This window comes from Mycolicibacterium sp. lyk4-40-TYG-92, assembly GCF_030209435.1.
Classification (GTDB): Bacteria; Actinomycetota; Actinomycetes; order Mycobacteriales; family Mycobacteriaceae; genus Mycobacterium.
Window position 1 is genome coordinate 205,395 of record NZ_JARVRX010000002.1, and the last position, 24,547, is coordinate 229,941.

The window sequence follows — 24,547 nt, forward strand, 5'->3', positions numbered from 1 at the left end:
GGGCGGGTGACTGAACGCTTCACGACGCCGGTGCCGGTGCGCTGGTCGGACATCGACATGTATCAGCATGTCAACCACGCCACCATGGTGACCATCCTCGAGGAGGCGCGGGTTCCGTTTCTCACCGAGCCCTTCGCCGAGGATGTCGCCACCACCGGCCTGCTGATCGCCGAGGTCAACGTGAAGTACAAGGACCAACTGCGCCTTGTCGATTCACCACTGCAGGTGACCATCTGGACCAACCGGCTTCGGGCCTGCGACTTCACGCTCGGTTATGAGGTGCGGTCGGCGCAGGCCGATCCGGATTCCAAGCCGGCGGTGATCGGGGAGACCCAGCTGGCCACCTTCAACATCGAGCGGCAGATGCTGGTGCGCATCGCCCCGCATCAGCGGGAGTACCTGCAGCGTTTCGCCCGATGAGCGCTTGCGCGAAGAGCAGGGTGCCCCGATGAGCGAACGGGGCATCTGGCTCGCCGACGCCGCCCAGGCGCAGAACCTGGCCACCTTCGTCGAGCGCGTGCTGCGGCTCGACGAGGCCGCCGTGGTGCGGTTGAAGGCGCGGAGCGAGGATGTCTTCGTCGCCTGGGCGGCAACAGGTTTCGAGGTGCTGGCCGCGCGCGTGGTGAACGGGCGGGTGGCGCCGTCCGACCTGTGCGCCGGGGCCGACGCGTTGAGTCACGAGCTGCCCGGCTCGGGCCGGATCGATCCCGGATTCGCGATGGACTCGGCGTGGCGCGGTGCGTTGCCGCCCGACGACGGGTTCAGCCATCTCGACGATGTGCCGGCGGCCGCGGTGCTGGAGCTGTTTCAGCGCGGCGTCGAACTGGCCCGGGAGCACAGCGGTCCGCAGGGGCCGCCACCGTCACTGCTGGACCAGGACGTCCTCACCGTCAGCGCCGGCGACATCGAGGTGGGCATCCCGATGCGTTGCGTATTCGCTTTGACCGCCATGGGTTTCGTGCCCGACCCGCTGCCGGAGAACGAGGTGGTCCGGGTTCGGGTGCATCCGACGTGGCTGCGCATCGACGCACGGTTCGGCTCGGTGTACCGCCGCCGTGGTGGCCCGATCCTGTTGTCGCCCTAGGGGTCTTTCGAAGTTGAGAGGCTGCTCGCGCGGCGGATGTGAACTCCACCCGCCGCGCGAGCACGAGGTCCAGGAACACTATTGAGTTATCAAGGTGCACAGCAGATTTCACGTCGCGCGCGGGACGGCTATGCGGCTGCGTCGAGTCGCATGGTGCGGCGGTTGTAGGCGGGTATCGGTTTTCGCTGCGGGTCCACGGTGGCCGGTGGGATGAGCCAGAGGTGTTTGTCGAGGCCCATGACGACGTCCCAGCCGTCGTGGTGGATGTTGGCGTGGCAGGCCGGGCACAGTAGGCAGCCGTTGGCCAGGCTGGTTTCGCCGTGGTGGGTCCAGTGCACGATGTGATGGGCGTGGGTGCGTCCAGGTGGGGCGCCGCATTTGATGCAGCCACCGTCGCGCAGGTACAACGCTTTGCGTAGATGCGGCGGGAACAGGCGCTTCTCGCGGCCCATGTCGAGGGGTACTTGTTCGCCGTCGACGATGCTCGTGGTGACGGTGGTGTCGCAGGTGAGCCGGTCCAGTGTCATGGTGGTGATCGACCCTATGAACTCCAATGTGGCGAGGTCGGGGGTGGCGGCGGGCACGGTCACCAGCAGCTGCGTCCGCGGCGCCGACGCAATGTCTGCGCCGCGGGCGGTGATGTCCAACAAGGTCTCCAGGGCATCGGCCCGGCGGCGTCCGGCGGAGCGGGTGTCGGGGCTGCCGTCGGGTTCGGGTCGCGGTGCCGACAGATCTTCCACTGCGGCGACCAGCTTGGCGCCCACTTCGGCATCCATGTCCGCCCGCACTTGCAGGCGCCCGTCGGAGGTGAGGCGGTGATCGAGGGTGTTGACAGACCGATCCTCCGCGGCGGGCAGCCCGCCCTCGGCGGCGGCGACGCGGTTGCCCAGCTTTCGGGCGCGGTCACCGATGTCGGCGGGGGTCGCGCCGGAGAAGAACTGCCCCAGCAGATCCGTCACCTGCCGAAACCGAGTTTCCTCGTCCACCTCACCGGGTGCGCGGGCTCGTATGTGGTTGATGCCCTTGACGATTGCATCGACATGCTCACCGGAGATCGCCCCATCGCCGGCATGCGCCGCGAGCGTGGGCAGCGCCGGTAAGGCGCCGCCGACGCGGATCAGCCGCTCGGCCACCGACGGCGCGCACCCCAGTGAGATCAGCAGTTCCCGCAGCGTCCGGCCCTGCGATGCGGCCACACCGCAGCGGTCCAGCACCCCGGTCACCGTCGCGGCGAGATGGTCAACCACGCCTCGAGCTAGCAGCAGTACCCGCATCACGTTGACGGCGTCATCGCCTGCAAGGTTCTCGGGGATGACCACGTCACGCAGCTGGTCGAGAAGCGATTGGAGATCCGGTGCGATTCCCATAACACATTCTATCGAACAAATGTTCGAATAGCAAGACGGGATGGGGTCGAATTCGTGTGGTGTATCAGGACATCGGTGACAGTTGGTGTATCAGGACATCGGTATTCAGGGGCTCGGAGAACCGCACGAGATCGCCGCAGTTGCGGCATTCTTCTTGGCTTCAGATCGGTCGCCCCTGCTCAACGCTGCAGCGATCGTCGCTGACGGCGCCTGTACTGCATCCTGATCTGATCGCAGGCGGACGCACGGCCGGGGTCCCGATGCGTCACGTGGTCGGGGCGCCGGTGTGGGCTGCTGCGTAGTCAACTTCGCGGAAAGTGCTGGTATTGAACATGATTCATTCAAGGTATGTGGGAGAACATTCTGGCTCTTTGCGGCGGGAGGCGGGGCCGCACGCGACTCTGTCGGCAAGGCCTATCGCCAGACTCAGTCGCGTCGCGACCGGAGCGGATCAGTGCTTGCGGACGACGTGCTCGGATTCACCCGGCTTCCATACCGTGATGTCGAGGTGTCCGTCGTCCACCTCGACCGCGGATGCCCCGACCAGGTCGGCGCGATAGCAATGCTCGAACTCCTGGCCGCGGATGTCGAAGCCGGTCTGTTCGTACAGTGCCTCGGCGAACCGTCGATGTAGGGCCTTGTCCTGCACGTCCTCAACGACGCCCCACAACTTCGCATCGCCGTCGCCGACGTGCGTGTCGACCGTCGCGGTGTGCAGGCAGAAGCGCGGATCGCGGGCGAGGTCGTTGAACTTCGTGGTGTTCGGCATGCCCGAGATCCATAACTCGTCTTCGAAGAACCGCGGCTCCATGGGGCTGATCCGGGGAAATCCGTCCGAGCGCAGCGTGCCCAGCATGCACAGGTTTCCGGTGGCGGTGTGTCGGCGGACGAAGGTGGTTGCGATTCGCGGTGCAGCGTCCGCGAACTCTTTCCAACTGGTCATGTCGCCGACGGTAGTCCCGGTCAGTCCGGGATGGTCGCGTATGCCCGGACGGGAAAGGTGCCGAATCCTTCGACCCGGGGCGGGACGGCGGTGAAGCGCGCGCCGCGGGCCGGTACCGCCGCCAGGTTGGTCAGGTGCTCGACGACGTGAATCCCGTTGCCCAACAACGTCGTATGAATGGGCCGTCGACCTTCTGCCGCCGGACTGGCGTCATCGATGTTGACGGAGTCGATGCCGACGAGTGCCACGCCGCGGCGCACCAGGAGCTCGGTTGCGGCCTCGGACAGGAACGGTGCGTCGACGGCGTAGGCCTCGGTGCCGAAATGCCGGTCCCAGCCGGTGTCGATCAGCACCGCGCAGCCGGCTTCGATGTCATCAGGCAGCTCGGTGGCAGCGACGGCGCGCGCCGCGACATCCCGACGGTGGACGACGATCGTGGGCAGGTCCACCAGGGTGTCCAGGTCGAGTGCGGCCAGGTCGGCACCGTTCTCGTAGCGGTGAAACGGGGAGTCGATGTAAGTACCGGTGTTGCCGACCATCGTGATGGCGCCGATCGCGAACTCGGTGCCGGCGGCGTAGACATCGCGCGACGCCTCGCGGGTGAGGTGGTCGCTGATCGACGGTGCCGGCAGCCCGGGATAGGTCACCAGCCCCGCGCGGATGGTGTGGGACAGATCGACGAGCATCGCGACTCCGTTCTGATTGCCGGCGGCTGAGTCAAGAACTCTAGCCGCGTCAGCAGGCGGCCAGCGCGTCGTGCCATGGCTTGGTGTCGGTGATCTGCGTCAGCGATGCGATCTTCCCGTCGCGGACGGTGATGTCGTGCGCGAACGCGGCCGCATAGTGACGTCCGGTGGTCCGGCACCGACCGCGGTAGTAACCGAGCACGATGACCCGGTTTTCGCCGGCGGCGACGTATTCGTCTGGGTGCGGGGCGGTTTCGTAGTACTTGGACGCGCCGCCCCAGACGTCGCGCAGCATCTGCTCGGGGCTGTGCACGCTGCCGCCGAGGCCGAATGGCATGCCCTCGCTCACCCGTCCGGTGAAGTCGGGGTGCAGCAGTGCTGCCAGGGCGGGCCGGTCGTGGGAGGCGAAAGCGGCGTAGAGCCGGGTGGCGACGTCAACGGGCGTGAGGCTGTCGGGTGTGGTCATGTGCGGTCCGCTCGGTCCAGTTTATTAGAGTTGTCCCTCTAATAAAATAGTAGAGCATACTCTCTAGATCATGGGTAGACCTCCGCAGCACCGGGCCGATGATTTCCTGGATGCGGCCGCGCGCCTGTTCGTCACCGGGGGAGCGCGAGCGTTGGCGATGAATGCGGTGGCGCGCGAGGTCGGCGCTCCCAGCGGGTCGATCTACCATCGCTTTCCCGACCGGGCCGCATTGTTGGCTGCCATGTGGTTGCGCACCACGACGGGCTTTCAGGCCGGCTACCTGGAGGTCCTCGGGGAACAACCGACGGCCGACACCGCGGTTGGAGCGGCGGTGTGGCTGGTCGACTGGTGCCGCGGCCACCTGCCGGAAGCGGTCGTGCTGCAGGCCGGTGCCCGCGCTTTCGAACCAGACACCTGGAGCGAGGCAAACCGCACGGAATTGTCCACCGCCGAAGGCAATTCACGCCGGCGCCTCGAGAGTGCGGTCCAGAGCCTGGCGAAACAGACCGGGCGCCCCGAAGATCAGATCGCCTTCGCCCTCCTGGATCTGCCGCTGGCCGCGGTACGGCGGCACCTACTGGCGGGCGAGCCGCCACCGAAGCGGGTGACCACACTCGTCAAGAACATGGTCGGTCTCGTGCTGGGCGTGCCGACTAGTGCGCGCCATGCCCGTCAGACGTGAGCCATCGATTCCGTGGTGGTCGTGGCGGTCGACGGCGTCACCCGGTCGAGTAACGGCCCAGCCAGCTTCTGGATCAGATCGAACGAGAAGGGCTGTGTCATACGGCGATTGATACCGGGTGCAATACGGTGCATGACGTAGCCCAGCCAGGCCTCGGCCCGCACGGGTACCACCGCCAGGTCGTAGCTGACCGCCCGCACCACAGCCCGCGCGACGAGGTCGGGACTCATCGGCGAGAACGGCAGCATCTCGGCAAACTCCTGCAGCTGTTTGGTCAGTCGCTGCGCCTGCGCGACGAGCGCTGGATCGACGCCGACAGTGACGGCTCGGTCACCGATGTTCGTGTTGATCACGCCGGGGCAGATGGCGCTGACGCCGACGCCGTACGGCTTGAGCTCCAGGCGCAGGCATTCGCTGAGCATCTTGACGCCCGCCTTGGACACCGAGTACGGCGCCATGACCGGTGTCGGGGTGAAGGCCGCCGCCGAGGCGATGTTGACGATATGACCGCCCCGGCCGCGCTCTGCCATCTGCGCACCGAACACCCGGCAGCCGTGCACCACACCCATCAGATTGACGCTGAGCTGCTTGTCCCAGTCCGCCGCCGACAGTTCGAGGAACGGGCCGCCGACAACGATGCCGGCGTTGTTGACGACGACGTCGGGTACCCCGTGGTCGGCGTGCACGTCACGTGCGAACGCCTCCCAGGCGTCCGGATCGGTGACGTCCAGCTGGGCGGCCGACGCGCGGCGGCCGGCGCCTTTGATCATGGCCGCGGTCGCCTCCGCCGAGTCGAGGTCGATATCGGAGACCACCACGTGCGCACCGTGTTTGGCGAAGCGGATCGCGGTGGCACGGCCGATGCCGCTGCCGGCGCCGGTGACAACCACGAGCTGCGGGTCAAGGTTATTGATCTTCATCCGGCTTCCTTCGAGGTGGCTGCCATGTGATCGACCTCGGTGGTGCCGGCCCCGTACCGGTAGACGTCGAGGTCGTAATGACGGTTCTGCCAGTACATCTCGCCGTGCGTCGTCGGCCGGAACGGTGAATCACCGTGGTAGTCGAGGTAATACGTGTTGGACCCGGCGCAGGTCGGCGTGAACAGGACATTGCGCTTCTGGCGCGCCAGGCAGTGCTGGAAATAGGCGTCGTGCACGTCACGCCGGATCTCGACCTCCCGGGCGCCGCGGCGCTTGGCCTCGGCGATGGCACGACTCAGATGTGCCGCCGTGGCCTCGATCATCCACAGATACGACCCGAGCACGAATCCATACGGGCCGGTGATCATGAACATGTTCGGGAACCCGGGTACCGAGACGCCCTGATAGGCCTGAAATCGATTGACCGCCCAGAACTCCGCGGCGTCGAGTCCGTCGCGGCCGGCGACGGGGAAGGGCGGTACCGAATCCCGTTCCCACAGCTTGAATCCGGTCGCACAGATGAGGACGTCGACCTCGTGCTCGACGCCGTCGGCTGTCACTACACCGGTCTCGGTGATGCGCTCGATGGAGTCGGTGACCAGGCTGACGTCGCTGCGATTGAACGTCTTCAAGTAGTCGTTCGACATCGACGGCCGTTTGCAGCCCAGACCATAGCGGGGGATCAGTTTTTCTCGGGTCGTCGCGTCGCCGACCTGGCTCCGCATCCAGGCCCGGACCGGTGCCTCGATGACCTTGCGCGTGGCGTCGACCAGCCACGACGGGCCGGTGAGCATGCCGCCCATCCCGATCTCGGTCGCGACGGTCCCGACGGCGCGCAGCGCCGACCGCAATTGGCCGACCTCCAGCACCGTGCGGGCGATGCCGTGAATCTGGCTGTCGGGCTTGGGAAATACCCAGATGGGGGTGCGTTGAAAGACTGTCAGGTGTGCCACTTCGTCGACGATCGCAGGCACGAGCTGCAGCGATGTTGCGCCCGTACCGATGACCGCTACCCGTTTCCCGGCCAGCGCGACGTCGTGATCCCACAGCGCGGTGTGCATGAGCACCCCGCCGAAATCCTGCAGCCCGGGAATGTCCGGCAGCTTCGGCCGCTCCAGGCCGCCGACCGCCATCACGATGTGGCGGCCGGTGATCTCGGCGCCACCGTCGATCGTCAACCGCCACATGCTGTTCCGCTCGTCGAACGTCGCTGCGGTCACGGTCGTGCTGAGTCGCAGCTTGTCGCGCAGGCCGTACTTGTCCACCATGTCGTCGGCGTAGTCGCGCAACTCGTTGCCGGGCGCGAAAACCCGTGACCAGCCGCCGCGCTGCTCGTAGGAGAAGCTGTAGATGACCGACGGGATGTCCACTGCCACACCCGGATAGGTGTTCGCGTGCCAGGTGCCGCCGACACGGTCCCACTTGTCGACGATGACGAAGTCGTGGATCCCCTTGCGGTACAGGGCGATGCCGGCACCGATGCCGCCGAACCCGGCGCCGACGATCACCACCTCGTGATCAGGTTGGTGTTGTTCCGCGTTCGGCTGCTGTGCGTATTGAGTGCTGGCGGTCATGCCCGGTGCCTGCCTATCGCACGTATTCGGCGAGTTCGCCATCGGCGCCGAATAAGTCGCGCTGCCAGCGATCCAGCAGCTCGTCGGTGGGCACATGGTCGGGATGGAAGCCGGGCCGCAGATACTCATGAATCTCCGCGGGCAGTCCCCGCAGCAGTGGGCCACGGAAAAGTTCGAACATCTGTCGTACCACAGTGATCGGTCGCCAAGCCGTCGGGTCCAGCAGCATCGACAGCGTCACCGCCGCCGTGAAGATCGGGATCATCAGGTAGTACATGAACCACATGACGGTGATGCGAATCCGCTCCGAACCCCCGACCGCCCGGTAGACGTCGAAGGCGACCGACTTGTGCTCCAACTCCTCCATGGCGTGCCAGTTCAACAGGTGCCAGACTTCCGGATCGCCTGGGATTGCCTGCAGTTCTTCACTGGACAGCACCCGCGCGCCCAGTACCGCGGTGTAGTGCTCGGCTGCGGCTGTCATGGCCAGATGAACCTTGGCCGGGAGCATGTTCTCGATGCGGACCATCGCCTTCTGCCGCACGCTGTTCGGTGCGAACAACAAGAAGCGGACAAGGGGATAACCCATGTCGGCGAGCTGCGCGTTCAACTTGCGGTGCTCCTGCCCGTGCACCGATTCCTGGCCGATGAAGCCCGCGACCCGCTTCTTGAGCACGGGATCGGTGATCTGGTCGGAGAAGCGGCGGACCGAACGGATGAACGATTCCTCGCCGGGCGGGAATGAGCCGGACAGCACCGCTACCAGATGGCTGAACACGATGTCGCCTTCGACGAAATGGCGCTTCAGCGGCTCGGGCTCGCCGAACCGGAACCGCATCCGGCGAACTTTTGGAAAGGCAACGCTGTTTCCGGTGGTGGGTTCAGCAGTCATGATCGGTTCCCTTCGTTGTGTTCGGCTATTTCAGGTGGTCCACGAGGACGCCGTGGGCCCCGAAGAGGGTGTCGCGCCACTGCTCGGCCAGTGCGCTGGTGTCGACGTCGTCCGGATGGAATCCGGGACGCAGGTACACCGCGAGATCGGGCAACAGGCCCTGGAAGATCGGGCCGGTGAACAGGTCGTACGTCTCGCGGGCCAGGCGGCCGGGATGGCGTCGCGCCACGGGATCGGACCCGACAGAGACGGCGAGGGAGACGAGCGTCAGCGGCAGCAGCAGGGTGCACGCCACCGCCATGACGGCGATACGGGTGCGCTCGGTGCCGCCGACCGCGCGGTACACGTCGAAGGCCACCGACTTGTGCTCGAGTTCTTCCAGCGCATGCCAATTCAGCAGATGCCACACCTCCGGATCGGCTGGGATCGATTGCAGCTCGTCGCTCGACAACACCCGCTCGGCCAACACTGCGGTGTAGTGCTCGGCGGCAGCCGTCAGGGCCAGATGCACGTGCGCAGGCAACCGGTCTTCGAACCGTATCTGCCTGTCCTTCAACCGTTTTGAATCCCACCAGGCAATGGGGTAGCCCATCGCGACCAGCTTCTCGTTGAGATGGCGGTGCTCCTGCCCGTGCATGGACTCCTGGCCGATGAAGCCGGCGACCCGTTTCTTGAGCTCGGGATCGGTGATCCGGTCGGCGAATCGGCGGACCGATCGGATGAAGCCTTCCTCGCCGGGCGGAAATGCTCCCGACAGACCGGCAACGAAATGGCTGAACACCATGTCGCCGGCGACGAAGTACTTTCGCCCGCCTTCTTCGTTGAAGCGGAAGCGGATTCGCCGGGTCCGGGGATAGACCGTCCGGGAGTTCCGCGCTGACGTGTGTTGCGCACTGCGTACGGCCATGCCGCCCGCCTTTCCTCGAACATTCAGTAACTAGTACCGCGAGTTCTGGTAGTTCGAAGCTACGACGACGCGCGCCATTGCGCAAGGGTTTTGGATAGCGACGTTTTCTGAGCTGCCTGAGGCTGCTCGGGAATGCCGGCGGTTCAGTCGGCGGTGTCGAACAACGCCATCTGCTCGTCGGGCTGAATCACGACACCGCGGGCGGCGGCCGCCGCCGACACCGCACCCCAGATCACGGGGGTCAATTGCGCGATGAGTTCGTCTTTGCCGATCGTCGGCTCGTTGAGCCAGCGCAGGACGCCGAGCGCCACGGCGCCGAGAATCGCGTCGGCGGTGTATTCCAGGTGGTCGGCGTTGCCCTCGTCGGCGCGCAGCATTGCCGCCAGAACGTCGGTCATCGCGGTGGAAAGATTGCGGCCGTTCTGGAGCAGCTTGGTCCGGGAATGGTCGTCGCTGAAATGCGAACCGACGACGAAGCGAAAGAGGTTGGGCCGCTCGTCCACCAGATCGATGTAGCCGGCCAGCGCCGACTGCACGAGCTCCAGTGCCGTCGCGGTGACGTGGAAGCAGGGAATGACGCGCTGCACGATCAGTTCCTGCATGCGTTCCCCGACGGCGGCGAACAGCGTCTCCTTGTCAGTGAAGAAGCGATAGAGCTTCGGCCGCGGGATGCCGGCGGTCTTCACCACGTCGTCGATCGACAGGTCTGGCCCGTACTCGTCGATCGCCCGCAGTGTCGCCTCGATCAGTTCTCCTCGCACAGTTGCGCGATGCACACGCCAGCGGTCTGCCCGCGCGTCTCCGGTCGGTGCGGACATCCGCACCGCGACACGGGTGGCATCGACGGGCATGGGCTAATCGTAGTTCAGCCAGAGGGCCGTGTCGGGTGGCATTCGCCCGTCCGGCAGTGGTCCGCTGGCGAGCAGCACTGTGCCGGGGGGAGGGTCCACGGTGGTGGTGCCGGCGTTGAGTAGGCACACCAGCCCGTCCTCACACTGGAATGCCAACAGGTCCGGTGCGGTCGGCAGCCACCGCACCGAGCGGCCCAAAACTGTTCGGCCCCGGCGCAATTCGATGGCGCGACGGAAGAGCGACAGGGTCGACTCCGGGTCGTTCGTCTGTGCGGCGACGGTCAGCGCCCCCCAGCCCTCGGGCATGGGCAGCCAGGTCTGCGCGGTCGAGGAGAACCCGTACGGCGCGCTGTCGCCGGACCAGGGCAGTGGCACCCGGCAGCCGTCGCGGCCCCGCTCGGTGTGGCCGGAGCGCTCCCACACCGGGTCCTGCAGCACATCGTCGGGCAACTCGACGTTGGGCAGGCCGAGTTCTTCGCCGTTGTAGACGAACACCGCCCCGGGCAGCGCCAGCATCACCAGCGCCATCGCCCGGGCCCGCGAAAGCCCCTGCGCGCCACCGCCGTAACGGGTTACTTCGCGTTCGACGTCGTGATTGGACAGCGTCCACGTGGGCGGCGAATCGGCCAGCTCGGCCGCGGCCAGCGAATTCTCGATCGCCTCGCGGACGGCGTGCGCGGTGAAATCGGCTCGTACCAAACGGAAATTGAAGCCCAGGTGGAGTTCGTCGGGGCGGAGGTACTTGGCGAAGTCCTCGTTGTCGAACACCCAGACCTCGCCGACGGTGGCCGCGCCGGGATAGTCGTCGAGCACCGTCCGGATGCCGCGGTGAATGGCGTGCACACCGTCGTTGTTGAACCGTGGATCGTCGACCCGGGTGGCGAGCATGGTGCCTTCGGGGTCATCCATGTCCGGCAGGTCGGCCGGTTTGGCCATCCCGTGCGCCACGTCGATCCGGAAGCCGGCGACGCCGCGGTCCAGCCAGAACCGCAGCGTCCGTTCCAGATCCGCGGCGATCTCCGGGTCGTCCCAATTCAGGTCCGGCTGCGTGGCGTCGAACAGGTGCAGGTACCACTGGCCGGGCCTGCTATCGGGTTCGGTGACCCGGGTCCACGCCGGGCCGCCGAACACCGATGTCCAATTGTTGGGTGGCAGATCGCCGTTCGGCCCGCGGCCGTCACGGAAGAGATAGCGAGACCGCTCCGGACTGCCCGGACCCGCGGCCAGCGCCGCCTGGAACCACGGATGCGCCGAGCTGGTGTGGTTCGGGACCAGGTCCATGGTGACCTTGATGCCCGCCGCACCGGCGGCGGCGATCAGCCGATCGAGCGCCGCCATGCCGCCGAACAGCGGATCGACGTCCCGCGGGTCGGCGACGTCGTACCCGTGATCGATCATGGGGGAGACCATCACCGGGTTGAGCCACAGCGCGTCGACGCCGAGTGCGCGCAGATAGCCCAGGTGTGCGGTGACGCCGTCGAGGTCGCCGACGCCGTCACCGTCGCTGTCGGCGAACGAGCGCGGGTAGAGCTGATAGAAGACCGCGCGTGACCACCACCGCACGTCTTTCATCATCAGGACCCGGTAGCCATCAGAACGCCGAGTTGACCATGTGCTGGGCGGCCATGTCGAAGTAGTCGAGCAGCGCCTGCCGATGGGCGTCATCGATGGTGTCCGAGCCGATCGACGCGAGTGCGCTGTGCATGCACCGCAGCCAGGCGTCGCGCTCGAGGAAACCGATCCGGAACGGTGCATGCCGCATCCGCAGCCGGGGGTGTCCGCGTTCCTGGCCGTAGGTGCGGGGACCGCCCCAGTACTGCTCGAGGAACATCCGCAGCCGGTGCTCGGCGCCGTCGAGGTCGTCCTCCGGATACAGCGGGCGCAGGATTTCGTCGTCGCGGACCAGTTGGTAGAACCGCGACACCAGGAGCCCGAAGGTCTCCGCTCCGCCGACTTCGTCGTAGAACGACCGTTGCGCCTCTGTCACGTTGGCCATTGTCCACCAGGGTGCCCCGGTGCGTTTCGCACGGGACTGGTCACCCGAAATTCATCGGATCGTCCAGCTAACACGCCGGAATTCTCGTGCGATCTCTGCCGATCCGTGGTGGACTGTGAACACGGAGGACGTATGTCGCAACGGAGAAAGGTCCGCGGCCACAGACTTCACAGCGCCGCGGTGGGTTTGCCTGTGCCGGGCACAGCACTGTCATCACCCCTGCACGCAGTCGAGTCGAGTCCCGCAGAAGGATCAGTCGGCTCACTCTGGGGCCGCCGCCGCGTCCTGCTGCTGAATTCGACCTACGAACCGTTGACCGCCCTGCCCATGCGTCGCGCCGTGATCATGGTGCTGTGCGGCAAAGCCGACGTGGTGCACGACGATCCGACGGGTCCTGTCATACATTCGGCGACCCGCGCGGTCGCCGTTCCGTCGGTCATCCGGCTACGTAGTTATGTGCGGGTCCCATACCGGGCCCGCATTCCTATGACCAGGGCCGCGCTGATGCACCGGGACCGGTTCCGCTGCGCGTACTGCGGTGGCAAGGCCGACACCGTCGACCACGTCGTGCCGCGCAGCCGCGGTGGCGAGCACTCCTGGGAGAACTGCGTCGCGGCGTGCGGCCCGTGCAATCACCGCAAGGCCGACAGGCTCCTCTCGGAGCTGGGCTGGTCATTGCACGCGGTGCCGTTGCCGCCCAAGGGTCAGCATTGGCGCCTCCTGTCGGCGGTCAAGGAACTCGATCCGGCCTGGGTGCGGTATCTCGGTGAAGGCGCTGCCTGACATCCGTGGCGGATTGCCCCTGTCCTCAGCGTGAGCGGCGTGGCTACTGATACGGTTTGCGCGTGAGCATTGCACTTACTCATTCGCTGCTCGGTGGGGTGCCGCTGGCGCTGCTGCTGGTGCTCGGCGCGCTGTTCCTGCTGCGCAAGGGTCCCCATCCGGACACCTACAAGATGACCGACAAGTGGACCCACGCGCCGATCCTGTGGGCGGCCGAGGAACCAGCGGATCACGGCCACGGTGGCCATGACTCGCACCTGACTGTGGGAGGTGGCGCAAGTGGCAAGTGGTAGCCAGACCGAGGTCGCAAACATCGATCCGGCCAACCTGCCGTACGGCTACGCCGTCACGTACAGCGGCCGCATCTCCGGTGTCACCGAGCCCGGTGAGCTGTCGGTGCACTATCCGTTCCCGGTCAAGGACCTGGTGTTCCTCGACGACGCCCTGAAGTACGGTTCGCGCGCCGCCGGCGCCCGATTCGCCGTCTACATCGGCGACCTGGGTGCGGACACCGCCGCCACCGCGCGTGAGGTGCTGGCCACCGTGCCGACGCCGAACAACGCCGTGCTGCTGGCCGTCTCGCCGAACCAGAAGGCCATCGAGGTCGTCTACGGCGCCGAGGTCCGTGGTCGCGGTATCGAAGAGGCTGCTCCGCTGGGGGTCTCCGCGGCGGCTGCGTCGTTCAAGCAGGGCAACCTGATGGACGGCCTGATCAGCGCGGTCCGCGTGCTGAGCGCCGGCGTCTCGCCCGCCTGATTTCGTTTACTCTGCCGGGTGCGAACCATAGGTTCGCACCCGGCAGAGTGCTATCTGGGGCCTGCCCTGACGAGGACGGGCTCGCGCCCCCTCGTTGAGCCTGTACTGAGGGCGCATTTGTTCGAGTGACCCACGCACGGAGTGCAGGGTCAACGCGTTTTTGAGCCGTCGTTCCGTTGACCCTGAATCCTTGGCACCACTCAAGCGCCCGGCGATGCTGACGACGTCCGAGGTACCTAACTCAGCGCGCGGCCGGATAGCGCTTGCGCAGGCGGGCCTCATAGCCCGGCTGCAACGCGGTGCGGCTGATGTCGCCGTCGTAGTGCGCCAGCACGCGGGGATCCATCACCCGGCGCCACAACGGCGGGCAGATGGCCAGCAGCAGCATGGTGCCGTAACCGCCCGGCAGCTGCGGCGCCTCATCGGCATGGCACAGCGCCTGGTACCGGCGCATCGGGTTGGCGTGGTGATCGGAGTGCCGCTGCAGGTGGAACAGGAAGACGTTGGCGATCACGGTGTTGCTGTTCCAGCTGTGGCCGGCGCGAACCCGCTCGTACCGGCCGTTCGGCAACTTCTGCCGCCGCAGCCCGTAGTGCTCGAGGTAGTTGACCGTCTCCAGCAGGAAGATGCCGATCACGGCCTGACCGAACAGCCACGGCAGGACGACGACGCCGAACCAGGCCACCAGGATGATGAACAGGATGACGCTCAGCAGCCAGGCGTTGAGGACCTCGTTGTGCAGCGACCACTTGGACTTGCGCACGCGGGCGAGGCGGTCGCATTCCAGCTTCCAGGCCGACCGCAGGCTACCGATGACCGACCGGCCGATGAAGGCGTACAGGCTTTCGCCGAGGCGTGAGCTGGCCGGATCCTCCGGGGTCGCGACCCGCACGTGGTGGCCGCGGTTGTGCTCGACGAAGAAGTGGCCGTAGCAGGTCTGGGCCAGAGCGATCTTGGAGAGCCGGCGCTCCGACATGCCGCGCTTGTGGCCGAGTTCATGGGCGGCGTTGATCGCGATACCGCCGACCGTCCCCACCGCGGCCATGAGGCCGAGCTTGTCGACGACCGACATGGTCACCCAGCCGCCACCGGCCCACAGCCAGCAGGCGAAGATCAGCGCCAGATACTGTGCCGGCAGGAAGAGATGCGTGGCGATCCGATAAAACGGGTCATCTTCCAGGCTGCGCAGGTCTCCGGGAGCTTGCTCGGCTTCCGGACCGACGATGTGGTCGAGCAGTGGGACCAGCCCGAACGTCAGCACCGACCCGGTCCACCAGAATGCGTCGACGCCGGTGAACCACACCAGCAGCCATGACAGGCCGACCATTCCGGGGGTGATGGGGCCGAGCAGCCACACATAGCGCTTGGAATCGCGCCATTTCGACTTGGCGGCGGGGGTGTCGGGAGTCTCGGGCGCATGAGGCTGCGATGCCTCCTGGCTCGCGCGCAATGCCGACAACACCCCGTATTCGTACCCGTAATCGGCCGTTTGCGCAAATACAAGACGGTAGCCAGAGCCGGTTCCTGTCTGTTTTCTCATCGTTATCCAGCAAATTGTTTGAGCCGTCAGCGCGCGGGGGTATTCGAGACTGTTGCCCGGCCCCGGTACCGGCAGTTGGACGACTGCCGTCGGTTCGGCGCAGTCGTTACCAAACTTGCAGGTAGAGTGCCATACAAGCAGATGGGTGATGTACGGCATACCGGCCGTCGTGCGGGGCGGACGACGCGCTGGCAGCCGGATCCTGCACAGCGGCGGAAACTCCGCGGCATCGTGTAATTTTTGAGATGAATCCGTTATTCGTAGGCAGGCAGGCGACTGGCTTCGGGTTAGCTGGCGGTTAGGCGGAAGGACGATCTTGGCAGTGATGCACGGCCGGCATCGACGCATCCGGTGCTGGGGCGCGGCCGCGGCAGGCATCCGATGAGCCCCATCAGCCGGCGGCAGTTCCTCGGCGGTGCCGCGGTGGCGGGCGTCGCGGGGGCGGCGGGCGTCGGGGTCCTCGTCGAACGATCGCGCGACCGCACCGAAGCCCGGAAGCATTATTCGGCCATCGTGATCGGCAGCGGCTACGGCGGCGGGGTTTCGGCGCTGCGACTGGGACAGGCCGGCGTCGAGACCCTGGTCATCGAACAGGGCCGGCTCTGGGACAAGCCCGACGACGACGGCAAGCGGTTCTCCAAGATGTTGCCCGCCGATACCCGCGCGGGCTGGTTCTCGAAGGTCCCGCCGAGTCTGGTCACCTCCTTCGGCGGTTTCACTGTCGAGCAGGTGGCCGAGCACGCACCGTCGCCCCAGCCGATCCAGGCCGGCATCTGCCAGAAGGTGACGCACGGCGCCCACGATGTCTTCCGCGGCCTGGCAGTCGGCGGCGGCTCGATGATCAACGCGGGCATCGCTGCCATCCCGACGCAGCGTCAGATCGCCAAGGCCTTCCCCGACATCGGCGCCGACGAGTTCCTGCGCACTTACGTCGAACGCGCCAAGTCCTCGCTGAAGATCAGTTATCGCGACATGGCCTGGTTCGAGCAGGCCGCGTGTTTCCAGTACGCGCGCGTCGGCCGCAAGTACGCAGCGGCCGCCGGCTACAAGGTCGACTACAACGGCAGCTCCTACTCGTTCGACTATCTGGTCAAGGAGGCGGCCGGCCAGGTGCCGCAATCGTCGCTGGCGTTCGAGCAGCAGTTCGGCAACAACTACGGCCGGTTCGGCAGCGTCGACCAGACGTACATCGCCGACGCGCTCAAGACGGGCCACGTCACGCTGCGCCCGCTGACCGAGGTCATCTCGATCCGCCAGGAGCGTTCGGGCGAGTTCGTGGTGTCAACCCGCGAGATCGACCGCTGGGGCAAAGAGCTGTCCAAAACCGAATTCGGTTGTGACCAGCTGTATCTGGCGGCCGGCGTGCTCGGCACCACCAAGCTCCTGTTGAAGGCGCGGGAGACGGGTGACCTGGCCCATCTGAACGACCAGGTCGGCAAGGGCTACGGCAACAACGGTGACCTGATGGTCGGGCACAGCCTGGCCAAGAGCGATCCGGCCGGCACCACCCAGTCCCTGATGGGCATGATCAACATCGACGGCCGCGACGACCCGGACAACCCGGTGTACGCCAGCATGTTCTCCATGCCGTTGCCGGTGGAGACCTACCTGCTCGGGTACTACGTCATGGTCGACACCGGGGACCGGGCCGACATCACCTACGACCGCCAGTCCGACACCGCGACGATCCAGTGGACCGACGCCTTCGCGGCAAACAACGAAGCCAGGGCGAGGTTGGTGTTCGACAAGCTGGTGAAAGCCAACAAGGTCGATTACCGCAACGACCTGTTCAGCGGAAAAGTGTTCGCGCCCAACACTGTTCACCCGCTGGGAGGGTGCGTGCGGGGCAAGGCCACCGATGCGTTCGGGCGGGTGAACGGCCACCGCAACCTGTTTGTCAACGATGCGTCGCTGATGCCCGGGCACCTCGGCTGCAATCCGTACATGACCATCACCGCGCTCGCCGAGCGCAACATCGAAGGCATTCTGCAGGGCCGCACCTAGCCGTGCCGGCCGGGTGCGGCCACTGCAGTCGCGTCAGCTCACGTCGAAGGCGCGGGCGCGCAGCGAACGCTCCACTCCCGCACGGCCCTCCAGCACCAGGCGGCGCAGGGCCGGCGGAATCTCCGGGTCGGACAGGAACCGGTCGGCCGCGTCGAGGCCGGCCTGGCTGATGTCCCACGACGGGTACAGGCCGATGACGACCGTCTGGGCCACCTCGCTCGAGCGCCGCTCCCACACTCCGGAGATCGCCTCGAAGTAGCGGTCCCGGAACGGGTCCAGCAGCTCGGTCTGACCGGGCTGCACCAGCCCGCCGACGATGGCGCGCGTAGTGATGTTGGCCAGTGTGTCGTCCTCGATGACCTGTTGCCACGCAGCCTCTTTGACCGCTGTCTGCGGGCGCGCGGCGGCTGCGGCGGCGGCATTGCGCTGACCGGCCGCCGTCGGGTCCTGCTTGGCCTCGGCGTCGATGAACGGCGTCTGCACACCGTCCGCGTCGATGACGCCGGCACGTGCCAGCGCCGTGACGATGCGCCAGCGCAGATCGGTGTCGATCACCAGGCCCGTCATGTTCACCGCGCTGGGTTCGTTGTCCAACAGCGTCGACAGCACCGCGATGTGGTTCGGCGCCAGCACCGACGTGCACAGCGCGTTGACGTACGCCAGCTGATGGTCCGATCCCGGCGACGAGTCCCGCGCCAGGTCGAGCAATGCGTCACCGAAAGCGGCCCAACCGATCTCGGCCGCCCACGCCGGATCGGCATAGGAGGTCAGCGCGGTCTGTGCCTGCAGCACCAGCCGCTGGGCGACACCCACCTCGGACTCGGCGTGCAGGCCACTCATGACGAGAGCAACGAACTCGCGTGCCTTCATCTCGGCCTCGCGCGTCATCTCCCACGCCGCCGACCACGCCAGGGTGCGGGGGAGCGGGTCGTCGATGTCGGCGATCCGGCTCAGCACCGTCTGCAGCGACGCGGGATCGAGACGCATCGAGCAGTACGTCAGGTCGTCGTCGTTGACCAGAACCAGCTTGCCGCGCGAAATCCCCACCAGCGCAGGGACGTCCGTCACCGGGCCTTCGACGTCGAGTTCCTCGCGGTGGACCCGGACCAATTTTCCGTCGACTTCATCTTCGTCATAGATACCGACCGCGAGCCGGTGCACGCGCGTCTCGCCGGCGCCGGGCGCCGCACCGCTCTGCGCGATGGCGAACCGCGTGAACGCGCCGGTGTCGTCGACGTCGAAATCGGCCCGCAGCGTGTTCAGACCCGTGGTCTTGAGCCACTGCTGGCCCCAGTCCGACAGGTCACGGCCCGACGACTTCTCCAGCGCGCCAAGTAGATCCGCGAACGTCGCGTTGCCGTACGCGTGATCACGGAAGTAGTCGCGCAGGCCCGACAGGAACGGCTCCAGCCCGACGTAGGCCACCAGCTGCTTCAGCACGCTGGCGCCCTTGGCGTAGGTGATGCCGTCGAAGTTCACCTCGACGGCGGCCAGGTCGGGGATGTCGGCGGCCACCGGATGGGTGGACGGCAGCTGGTCCTGCCGGTAGGCCCACGACTTCTCCACATTCGCGAAGGTGGTCCAGGCCTGCTTGTACTCGGTGGCCTCGGCCTGGCACAGCACCGAGGCGAAGGTGGCGAAGGATTCGTTGAGCCACAGGTCATCCCACCACCGCATGGTGACCAGGTCACCGAACCACATGTGGGCCATCTCGTGCAGCACGGTCTCGGCGCGCCGCTCGTACGAGTAGCGCGTCACCTTGGAGCGGAAGACGTAGTCCTCCAGGAACGTCACCGCGCCCGCGTTCTCCATGGCGCCCGCGTTGAACTCCGGCACGAACAGCTGGTCGTACTTGCCGAACGCGTACGGCGTGCCGAAGTTCTTGTGGTAGAAGGAGAATCCCTGCTTGGTCTCGGTGAACAGGCGCTCGGCGTCCATGAACTCGGCCAGCGACGCGCGGCAGAAGATGCCCAGCGGGATGTCGCCGTGCTCGTCGCTGTAGACGTCGTCCCAGCGGGCGTACGGCCCGGCGATCAGCGCCGCCAGGTACGTGCTCATCTTCGGGGTGGTCGCGAAGGTGTGCTTGCCATCTTTCTGAGCGACGGTGGCGCCATTGGAGATCACCTGCCAATGGGCGGGCGCGGTCACCGTCACGTCGAAGGTGGCCTTGAGGTCCGGCTGGTCGAAGCAGGCGAACATCCGCTTGGCGTCGGCGGTTTCGAACTGTGAGTAGAGGTAGACCTCGCCGTCGACCGGGTCGACGAAGCGGTGCAGTCCCTCACCGGTGTTGGAGTAGCGGCAGTCCGCGTCGACCACGACGACGTTCTGCTCGGCGAGCCCGGCCAACGGCACGCCCGTGGATTCGTCGTACGCGGAGACGTCGATGGGCAGCCCGTTGAGGGTCGCGCCGCGGATGCTGTCGGCCGCGATGTCGATGACGGTGTTGGCGCCGGGCAGGGCGCTGAACTTCACCGTGGTCACCGACCGGAAGGTGCGCTCGCCCGGCGCGCCGGCGCCGTCGGTGAGGTCGAGATCGATGCGGTAGTTGTCAACGGTCACCAGCGCGGCGCGCTCGGCGGCCTGGTCGCGGGTCAGGTTCGGAAGTGCCACGTCACCAACTTAGGGGACAACTGGTGGCCGTGACCGGGAACATGGGGACGCCGGGCATAGTTGTCGGTAACGGGATCTGTTCCAACCGCAAAAGGAAGACGAATGGCCGACTCTGCCGTAAGCAAGGATGTCGCAGGATTCTGGTTCGATCCGCTGTGCCCGTGGGCCTGGATCACCTCACGCTGGATCCTCGAGGTCGCGCAGGTCCGCGATGTCGACGTGCAGTTCCACGTCATGAGCCTGGCGGTGCTGAACGAGGGCCGCGACCTGCCGGACGAGTACCAGGAAATGATGAAGAAGGCGTGGGGTCCGGTCCGCGTCGCCATCGCGGCGGAGGAAGCCGTCGGTTCTGAGGTGCTGGCGCCGCTGTACACCGCGATGGGCACCCGGATTCACAACCAGGGCAACAAGGATTTCGCCGTGGTCATCGCCGAGTCCCTGGAAGAACTCGGCCTGCCCGCCGAGCTTGCGGAAGCGGCCACCAGCGACAAGTACGACGAGGCGCTGCGCAAGAGTCACCACGCCGGTATGGACGCCGTCGGCCCCGATGTGGGCACCCCGACCATCCACGTCAACGGTGTCGCGTTCTTCGGCCCGGTGCTGTCGCGCATTCCGCGCGGCGAAGAGGCCGGCAAGCTGTGGGATGCGTCCGTGATTTTCGCGTCCTACCCGCACTTCTGGGAGCTCAAGCGCTCGCGTGACGAGGCGCCCGAATTCGACTGAGCGCAATCAACCGCTAGTCACGCTCACCAGGGGCGGTCCAGGTAATCTCGTCGGCGTTCCGCAAGGAACGTCTGACGCCGTTACGGTGGCCAGACACATCCGAAACATGAGCCACAACGATGCAACTGGTGGGGAGCGACGTGCCGACGGACAGTTTCGTCCTTCGACGTGCGGGTTTGAGTAGGATGCGCTGATGTCGCTGGAGACGGGCGCAACCTTCGCCGGGTACACCGTGCGCCGGTTGCTGGGCTCAGGGGGAATGGGCGACGTATACCTCGTCCAGCACCCCAGGCTGCCCCGCCTCGACGCCATGAAGGTGCTCCGGGAGACCGCCTCCGCCAACGACGAATTCCGCATCCGGTTCGAGCGCGAAGCCAACATCGCGGCGGGCCTGTGGCACCCGCACATCGTCGGCCTGCACGACCGCGGCGAGTTCGAGGGCCGGCTGTGGATCACCATGGACTACGTCGACGGCACCGACGCCGCGCAGCTGGTCAAATACGAATACCCGAACGGGCTGCCGCTCGAGTTGGTGGTCGACATCGTCAAGGCCATGAGTTCGGCCCTGGACTACGCGCACCAGCGCGGGCTGCTGCACCGCGACATCAAGCCGGCCAACATCCTGCTCAGCAACATCGACAGCGATGAGCGGCGAATCCTGCTGAGCGACTTCGGCATCGCCCGCCAGATCGGTGAGGTGACGGGCCTGACGTCGGCCAACCTGGCGATCGGCACCGTCTCCTACTCGGCGCCCGAGCAGCTGATGGGCGGCGAGATCGACGGCCGCGCCGATCAGTACGCGCTGGCCGCGACGGCCTACCGGTTGCTCACCGGGCAGACGCCGTACCAGGACACCAACCAGATCGCGGTGATCAGCCAGCACCTCAGCGCGCAACCGCCGAAGGCCAGCGACCTCAAGCCGTGGCTGGAGCCGCTGAACGACGTGCTGATCAAGGCCATGGGCAAGTCGCCCGAGGACCGCTTCGACTCCTGCACCAAATTCGCGCGGGCCTTCGAGCGGCAGGCCGAATTCGTCACCGAGTCACCCACGCTGAACCTGCGCACCGCCGAACTGAAGCTGCCGACCGTCACCCCGGTGGTGCCCGAGGCCGCGGTCGTCGAGCCGCCGTCGGCGCCGTCCGCGCCATCCGCGCCGGAGGTGACGCCGCCGCCGGTGCCACCGGCCGTGGTGGCCGAGTCGACACCCGAGCCCGAACCGGCTCCGACACCGGAGCCTGAGCCCGAACCCGTCGTCCAGGAGCCCGTCCCGCAGCCCCCGGCTGCGGAACCACCCGTGCCGCCGGTGCCGCAACCGTCGCCACCGCCGATCGAGCCGGTCTCGGAGCCGCCGCCGGTGCCGCAGCGCGGTCCGGTCGCCCCGCCGCCGGAACCGAAACCGTTTCGGCCAGAACCGGATTCGTCACCGTCGGCGCCACCCTACCGGCAGCCGATACCGCCGATGCCGCCGTCACCTCCGCCGCGGCCACCGCAGCGGCCCGTCCGGCCGACCCACGAGACGATTTCGCCGACAGTGGTGCTGCCGGTCATCCCAGCCGACCCGGCGGCGCACGCCGCACCCGGGGTGGGCCGGCCCAGCGTGCCGCCACCGTCGTACTCGCAACTCGCGGCCGACATCGGCAAGACGCCGCCGGGCCGCGGCCAGTCATCGGGCGGCAAGACCAAGATCTGGGTGATCGGTGGCTCGATCGCCGCCGTCATCGTGGTGCTGCTCGGCGTCGTCCTCTGGAATTCCGGTGGCGACTCGGGTGGGTCCACGGACGCCTCGGGAACCAGCACCCAGAGCTCCGGCGCGGACAAGCCGTCGTCGTCGCACAAGCCCGCGCCGCCGGTGCTGGTCGGCACGCCCGGTAACTACCAGACCATCGCGACCTACCTGAAGAGCAACAACATTCAGGAGTCGCTGGTACACCGCAACGAGCCCGGCGCACCCGTGGTGACGATGCCGATGCCGCCGGGCTGGGCCGACGCCGGACCGCAGACACCGGCTTTCGCCTACCAGTCGATCGTCTACAACGGCCCGAGTGCCGGCAATTACCGGCCGAGCGCCACGGCGTTGATCTCGCGCCTCGGCCCGAACGCCGATGCGCAGAAGATCCTCGACTTCGCGCCGGGCGAGCTGAACAACCTGCCGGGATTCACCGCGACCGACACCGGCACGCCGGGGACTGTCGACGGCCACAAGTCGTTCCAGATCGCCGGTTCCTGGAACTCCAACGGGGTGACCAAGCTCATCACCCAGAACACCGTCGTCATCCAGGACGGGACCGGGCTTTACGTCATGCAGATCAACATCGACGGCGTCGCCGATCAGGCCGAGATCATCAAGCAGATCACCGAGGCCATCGACCGCGACACCAAGATCGCGGCCGGCTGAGCCGGCGAGTGTGTCGGGCCGGCTCAGCCGGCTGATTCTGTCCAGGGCATCGGTTCTGCCAGAATGTGCGCCATGCGCGTATATCTCGGAGCCGACCACGCCGGATACGAACTCAAGCAGGCCCTGCTCGACCATCTGACCGCGGCCGGCCACCAGGCCGTCGACTGCGGTGCCTTCGCCTACGACGCGGAGGACGACTATCCGGCATTCTGCATCGACGCCGCCAAGCGCACCGTCGACGACCCGGGCAGCCTGGGCATCGTCATCGGCGGGTCGGGCAACGGAGAGCAGATCGCGGCCAACAAGGTGCCGGGCGTGCGTTGTGCACTGGCGTGGAGCGTGGAGACCGCGCAGCTGGCCCGCGAGCACAACAACGCGCAGGTGATGGGCATCGGTGGCCGTATGCACAGCACCGAAGAGGCGTTCGCCATCGTCGACGCCTTCCTGGCCGCCGAATGGTCGCAGGCCGCGCGGCACCAGCGCCGCATCGACATCCTGGCCGAGTACGAGAAGACGCACGTGGCACCCGAGGTTCCGGGCGCTCCCGCCTGATCCCGGGTCTGACTCGTGCCGGAGGGGCATACCCTCCACCGGTTGGCCCGTCTGCACCAGCAGCGTTTCGGGCGGGCGCCGGTGGTCGTCAGCAGTCCGCAGGGCCGGTTCGCCGACGCCGCGGCCGCCGTCAGCGGCCGCGTGCTGCGTAAGGCCGACGCCTGGGGCAAGCACCTGTTCCACCACTACGAAGGTGGGGCGGTGGTGCACGTGCACCTCGGGCTGTACGGCACATTCACCGAACAGCCACTGCCGATGACGGCGCCGGTCGGGCAGGTGCGCATGCGCATGCTCGGGGCGGAATTCGGTACCGACCTGCGCGGGCCGACAGTGTGCGAATTGATCGATGAGGGCGGCGTCGACGATGTGGTGGCCCGGCTGGGTGCCGACCCGCTGCGCCGCGACGCCGACCCCGGATCGGCCTGGGCGCGAATCAGCAAGTCCCGCAGGTCAATCGGATCGATGCTGATGGACCAGACGGTGATCGCCGGTGTCGGCAACGTGTACCGCAGCGAGGTGCTGTACCGGCACCGGATCGATCCGCACCGTCCCGGCACACAGCTGACCGAGGCCGAATTCGCCGAGTTGTGGACCGATCTCGTCGCACTCATGAAAGTCGGGATGCGTCGCGGCAAGATCGTCGTGGTGCGTCCCGAAGACGACCACGGTGCGCCGTCCTACGCCACCGACAGGCCGCGCACCTATGTGTACCGGCGGGCGGGGGAGGCGTGCCGCGTGTGCGGCGCCGCCGTCCGCACCGAGGTCATGGAGGGACGAAACCTGTTCTGGTGCCCCGATTGTCAGGTGTGACGGGCT

The 24,547-nt window shown here is 66.8% G+C and carries 24 protein-coding genes; 11 read left to right on the plus strand and 13 right to left on the minus strand.

What is annotated here, in order from left to right; genetic code table 11:
- Positions 1-6: 6 nt before the first annotated feature.
- Both QRN63_RS05680 and QRN63_RS05685 read left to right on the plus strand, forming a co-directional pair.
- A complete protein-coding gene (locus tag QRN63_RS05680; RefSeq protein WP_020102240.1) occupies positions 7-420 on the plus strand; it encodes an acyl-CoA thioesterase in 414 nt (137 codons plus the stop codon).
- 28 nt (positions 421-448) lie between these two features.
- Positions 449-1,084 (plus strand): DUF8185 domain-containing protein, encoded by a 636-nt coding sequence (locus QRN63_RS05685; protein ID WP_285029887.1) that lies wholly within the window; start codon positions 449-451, stop codon positions 1,082-1,084.
- A gap of 128 nt (positions 1,085-1,212) precedes the next feature.
- Here QRN63_RS05685 and QRN63_RS05690 read toward each other — a convergent pair whose 3' ends face one another.
- The 4 genes from QRN63_RS05690 to QRN63_RS05705 form a co-directional block, all read right to left on the minus strand.
- Positions 1,213-2,451, minus strand: coding sequence for an HNH endonuclease (locus tag QRN63_RS05690; RefSeq protein WP_285029888.1), 1,239 nt, complete (start codon positions 2,449-2,451; stop codon positions 1,213-1,215).
- A 451-nt stretch (positions 2,452-2,902) separates the two neighbouring features.
- The gene (locus QRN63_RS05695; RefSeq protein ID WP_267319324.1) at positions 2,903-3,394 is read right to left on the minus strand and encodes a pyridoxamine 5'-phosphate oxidase family protein; all 492 of its coding nucleotides are present in this window, start codon (positions 3,392-3,394) and stop codon (positions 2,903-2,905) included.
- Between the two features lie 20 nt (positions 3,395-3,414).
- Positions 3,415-4,080: a cyclase family protein gene (locus QRN63_RS05700; RefSeq protein WP_285029889.1), complete on the minus strand. Its 666-nt coding sequence runs from the start codon at positions 4,078-4,080 to the stop codon at positions 3,415-3,417.
- Positions 4,081-4,129: 49 nt separating this feature from the next.
- Positions 4,130-4,546, minus strand: a complete 417-nt coding sequence (locus tag QRN63_RS05705) for a nuclear transport factor 2 family protein (RefSeq protein ID WP_285029890.1) — start codon at positions 4,544-4,546, stop codon at positions 4,130-4,132.
- Between the two features lie 70 nt (positions 4,547-4,616).
- On the opposite strand from QRN63_RS05705, the gene QRN63_RS05710 reads away from it, so the two are divergent.
- Positions 4,617-5,228 carry a TetR/AcrR family transcriptional regulator gene (locus QRN63_RS05710; protein ID WP_285029892.1) on the plus strand — a complete coding sequence of 204 codons (612 nt, stop codon included), beginning with the start codon at positions 4,617-4,619 and terminating at the stop codon, positions 5,226-5,228.
- Here QRN63_RS05710 and QRN63_RS05715 read toward each other — a convergent pair.
- From QRN63_RS05715 to QRN63_RS05745, 7 genes are all read right to left on the minus strand, one after another.
- A complete protein-coding gene (locus tag QRN63_RS05715) occupies positions 5,219-6,148 on the minus strand; it encodes an SDR family NAD(P)-dependent oxidoreductase (RefSeq protein ID WP_285029893.1) in 930 nt (309 codons plus the stop codon). The two genes, QRN63_RS05710 and QRN63_RS05715, sit on opposite strands and share 10 nt — an antisense overlap.
- Positions 6,145-7,722, minus strand: a complete 1,578-nt coding sequence (locus tag QRN63_RS05720) for a flavin-containing monooxygenase (RefSeq protein ID WP_285029895.1) — start codon at positions 7,720-7,722, stop codon at positions 6,145-6,147. The genes QRN63_RS05715 and QRN63_RS05720 overlap by 4 nt, the downstream gene beginning before the upstream one ends.
- Positions 7,723-7,735: 13 nt before the next feature.
- On the minus strand, positions 7,736-8,614 hold the full coding sequence (locus tag QRN63_RS05725) for a metal-dependent hydrolase (RefSeq protein ID WP_267319318.1): 879 nt from the start codon (positions 8,612-8,614) through the stop codon (positions 7,736-7,738).
- 25 nt (positions 8,615-8,639) lie between these two features.
- On the minus strand, positions 8,640-9,521 hold the full coding sequence (locus QRN63_RS05730; RefSeq protein WP_285029897.1) for a metal-dependent hydrolase: 882 nt from the start codon (positions 9,519-9,521) through the stop codon (positions 8,640-8,642).
- Between the two features lie 143 nt (positions 9,522-9,664).
- On the minus strand, positions 9,665-10,372 hold the full coding sequence (locus QRN63_RS05735; RefSeq protein WP_285029899.1) for a TetR/AcrR family transcriptional regulator: 708 nt from the start codon (positions 10,370-10,372) through the stop codon (positions 9,665-9,667).
- A 3-nt stretch (positions 10,373-10,375) separates the two neighbouring features.
- Positions 10,376-11,944, minus strand: coding sequence for a glycoside hydrolase family 13 protein (locus QRN63_RS05740; RefSeq protein WP_285030018.1), 1,569 nt, complete (start codon positions 11,942-11,944; stop codon positions 10,376-10,378).
- A gap of 19 nt (positions 11,945-11,963) precedes the next feature.
- Complete coding sequence (locus QRN63_RS05745) at positions 11,964-12,368, minus strand: globin (protein WP_267319315.1); 405 nt, start codon at positions 12,366-12,368, stop codon at positions 11,964-11,966.
- A 132-nt stretch (positions 12,369-12,500) separates the two neighbouring features.
- Between QRN63_RS05745 and QRN63_RS05750 the strand changes: the two genes are divergently transcribed.
- The 3 genes from QRN63_RS05750 to QRN63_RS05760 all read left to right on the plus strand — a co-directional run bounded on the left by QRN63_RS05750 (position 12,501) and on the right by QRN63_RS05760 (position 13,907).
- The gene (locus QRN63_RS05750; RefSeq protein ID WP_267319314.1) at positions 12,501-13,151 is read left to right on the plus strand and encodes an HNH endonuclease; all 651 of its coding nucleotides are present in this window, start codon (positions 12,501-12,503) and stop codon (positions 13,149-13,151) included.
- Between the two features lie 62 nt (positions 13,152-13,213).
- Positions 13,214-13,444 (plus strand): aa3-type cytochrome oxidase subunit CtaJ, encoded by a 231-nt coding sequence (gene ctaJ, locus QRN63_RS05755; RefSeq protein WP_138229441.1) that lies wholly within the window; start codon positions 13,214-13,216, stop codon positions 13,442-13,444.
- Positions 13,431-13,907: a DUF5130 domain-containing protein gene (locus QRN63_RS05760; protein ID WP_020102225.1), complete on the plus strand. Its 477-nt coding sequence runs from the start codon at positions 13,431-13,433 to the stop codon at positions 13,905-13,907. The genes ctaJ and QRN63_RS05760 overlap by 14 nt, the downstream gene beginning before the upstream one ends.
- A 241-nt stretch (positions 13,908-14,148) precedes the next feature.
- On the opposite strand, the gene QRN63_RS05765 is transcribed toward QRN63_RS05760, so the two are convergent.
- Positions 14,149-15,369, minus strand: coding sequence for an alkane 1-monooxygenase (locus QRN63_RS05765; protein ID WP_267319313.1), 1,221 nt, complete (start codon positions 15,367-15,369; stop codon positions 14,149-14,151).
- A 459-nt stretch (positions 15,370-15,828) separates the two neighbouring features.
- On the opposite strand from QRN63_RS05765, the gene QRN63_RS05770 reads away from it, so the two are divergent.
- A complete protein-coding gene (locus tag QRN63_RS05770) occupies positions 15,829-17,451 on the plus strand; it encodes a GMC oxidoreductase (protein WP_267319312.1) in 1,623 nt (540 codons plus the stop codon).
- A gap of 33 nt (positions 17,452-17,484) precedes the next feature.
- Here QRN63_RS05770 and pepN read toward each other — a convergent pair whose 3' ends face one another.
- The gene (pepN, locus tag QRN63_RS05775) at positions 17,485-20,061 is read right to left on the minus strand and encodes an aminopeptidase N (RefSeq protein WP_285029902.1); all 2,577 of its coding nucleotides are present in this window, start codon (positions 20,059-20,061) and stop codon (positions 17,485-17,487) included.
- Between the two features lie 102 nt (positions 20,062-20,163).
- Here pepN and QRN63_RS05780 point away from each other — a divergent pair, with 102 nt between their 5' ends.
- The 4 genes from QRN63_RS05780 (at position 20,164) to QRN63_RS05795 (ending at position 24,541) form a co-directional block, all read left to right on the plus strand.
- A complete protein-coding gene (locus tag QRN63_RS05780) occupies positions 20,164-20,784 on the plus strand; it encodes a mycothiol-dependent nitroreductase Rv2466c family protein (protein WP_267319310.1) in 621 nt (206 codons plus the stop codon).
- Positions 20,785-20,977: 193 nt separating this feature from the next.
- A complete protein-coding gene (locus QRN63_RS05785) occupies positions 20,978-23,179 on the plus strand; it encodes an LpqN/LpqT family lipoprotein (RefSeq protein WP_285029903.1) in 2,202 nt (733 codons plus the stop codon).
- Between the two features lie 72 nt (positions 23,180-23,251).
- Positions 23,252-23,731, plus strand: a complete 480-nt coding sequence (locus QRN63_RS05790) for a ribose-5-phosphate isomerase (protein ID WP_267319309.1) — start codon at positions 23,252-23,254, stop codon at positions 23,729-23,731.
- Between the two features lie 15 nt (positions 23,732-23,746).
- A complete protein-coding gene (locus tag QRN63_RS05795) occupies positions 23,747-24,541 on the plus strand; it encodes an Fpg/Nei family DNA glycosylase (RefSeq protein WP_285029906.1) in 795 nt (264 codons plus the stop codon).
- Positions 24,542-24,547: the final 6 nt, after the last annotated feature.

What these genes read in the sequence shown, in the direction of transcription:
- QRN63_RS05785 (WP_285029903.1), top strand. Translation starts at nt 20,978, where the DNA reads ATGTCGCTGGAGACGGGCGCAACCTTCGCCGGGTACACCGTGCGCCGG.
- QRN63_RS05725 (WP_267319318.1), bottom strand. Translation starts at nt 8,614, where the DNA reads ATGACTGCTGAACCCACCACCGGAAACAGCGTTGCCTTTCCAAAAGTT.
- QRN63_RS05750 (WP_267319314.1), top strand. Translation starts at nt 12,501, where the DNA reads ATGTCGCAACGGAGAAAGGTCCGCGGCCACAGACTTCACAGCGCCGCG.
- QRN63_RS05730 (WP_285029897.1), bottom strand. Translation starts at nt 9,521, where the DNA reads ATGGCCGTACGCAGTGCGCAACACACGTCAGCGCGGAACTCCCGGACG.
- QRN63_RS05710 (WP_285029892.1), top strand. Translation starts at nt 4,617, where the DNA reads ATGGGTAGACCTCCGCAGCACCGGGCCGATGATTTCCTGGATGCGGCC.
- QRN63_RS05705 (WP_285029890.1), bottom strand. Translation starts at nt 4,546, where the DNA reads ATGACCACACCCGACAGCCTCACGCCCGTTGACGTCGCCACCCGGCTC.
- QRN63_RS05770 (WP_267319312.1), top strand. Translation starts at nt 15,829, where the DNA reads ATGAGCCCCATCAGCCGGCGGCAGTTCCTCGGCGGTGCCGCGGTGGCG.
- QRN63_RS05790 (WP_267319309.1), top strand. Translation starts at nt 23,252, where the DNA reads ATGCGCGTATATCTCGGAGCCGACCACGCCGGATACGAACTCAAGCAG.
- QRN63_RS05720 (WP_285029895.1), bottom strand. Translation starts at nt 7,722, where the DNA reads ATGACCGCCAGCACTCAATACGCACAGCAGCCGAACGCGGAACAACAC.
- QRN63_RS05685 (WP_285029887.1), top strand. Translation starts at nt 449, where the DNA reads ATGAGCGAACGGGGCATCTGGCTCGCCGACGCCGCCCAGGCGCAGAAC.
- QRN63_RS05695 (WP_267319324.1), bottom strand. Translation starts at nt 3,394, where the DNA reads ATGACCAGTTGGAAAGAGTTCGCGGACGCTGCACCGCGAATCGCAACC.
- QRN63_RS05740 (WP_285030018.1), bottom strand. Translation starts at nt 11,944, where the DNA reads ATGAAAGACGTGCGGTGGTGGTCACGCGCGGTCTTCTATCAGCTCTAC.
- QRN63_RS05715 (WP_285029893.1), bottom strand. Translation starts at nt 6,148, where the DNA reads ATGAAGATCAATAACCTTGACCCGCAGCTCGTGGTTGTCACCGGCGCC.
- QRN63_RS05745 (WP_267319315.1), bottom strand. Translation starts at nt 12,368, where the DNA reads ATGGCCAACGTGACAGAGGCGCAACGGTCGTTCTACGACGAAGTCGGC.
- QRN63_RS05780 (WP_267319310.1), top strand. Translation starts at nt 20,164, where the DNA reads ATGGCCGACTCTGCCGTAAGCAAGGATGTCGCAGGATTCTGGTTCGAT.
- QRN63_RS05700 (WP_285029889.1), bottom strand. Translation starts at nt 4,080, where the DNA reads ATGCTCGTCGATCTGTCCCACACCATCCGCGCGGGGCTGGTGACCTAT.
- QRN63_RS05735 (WP_285029899.1), bottom strand. Translation starts at nt 10,372, where the DNA reads ATGCCCGTCGATGCCACCCGTGTCGCGGTGCGGATGTCCGCACCGACC.
- QRN63_RS05690 (WP_285029888.1), bottom strand. Translation starts at nt 2,451, where the DNA reads ATGGGAATCGCACCGGATCTCCAATCGCTTCTCGACCAGCTGCGTGAC.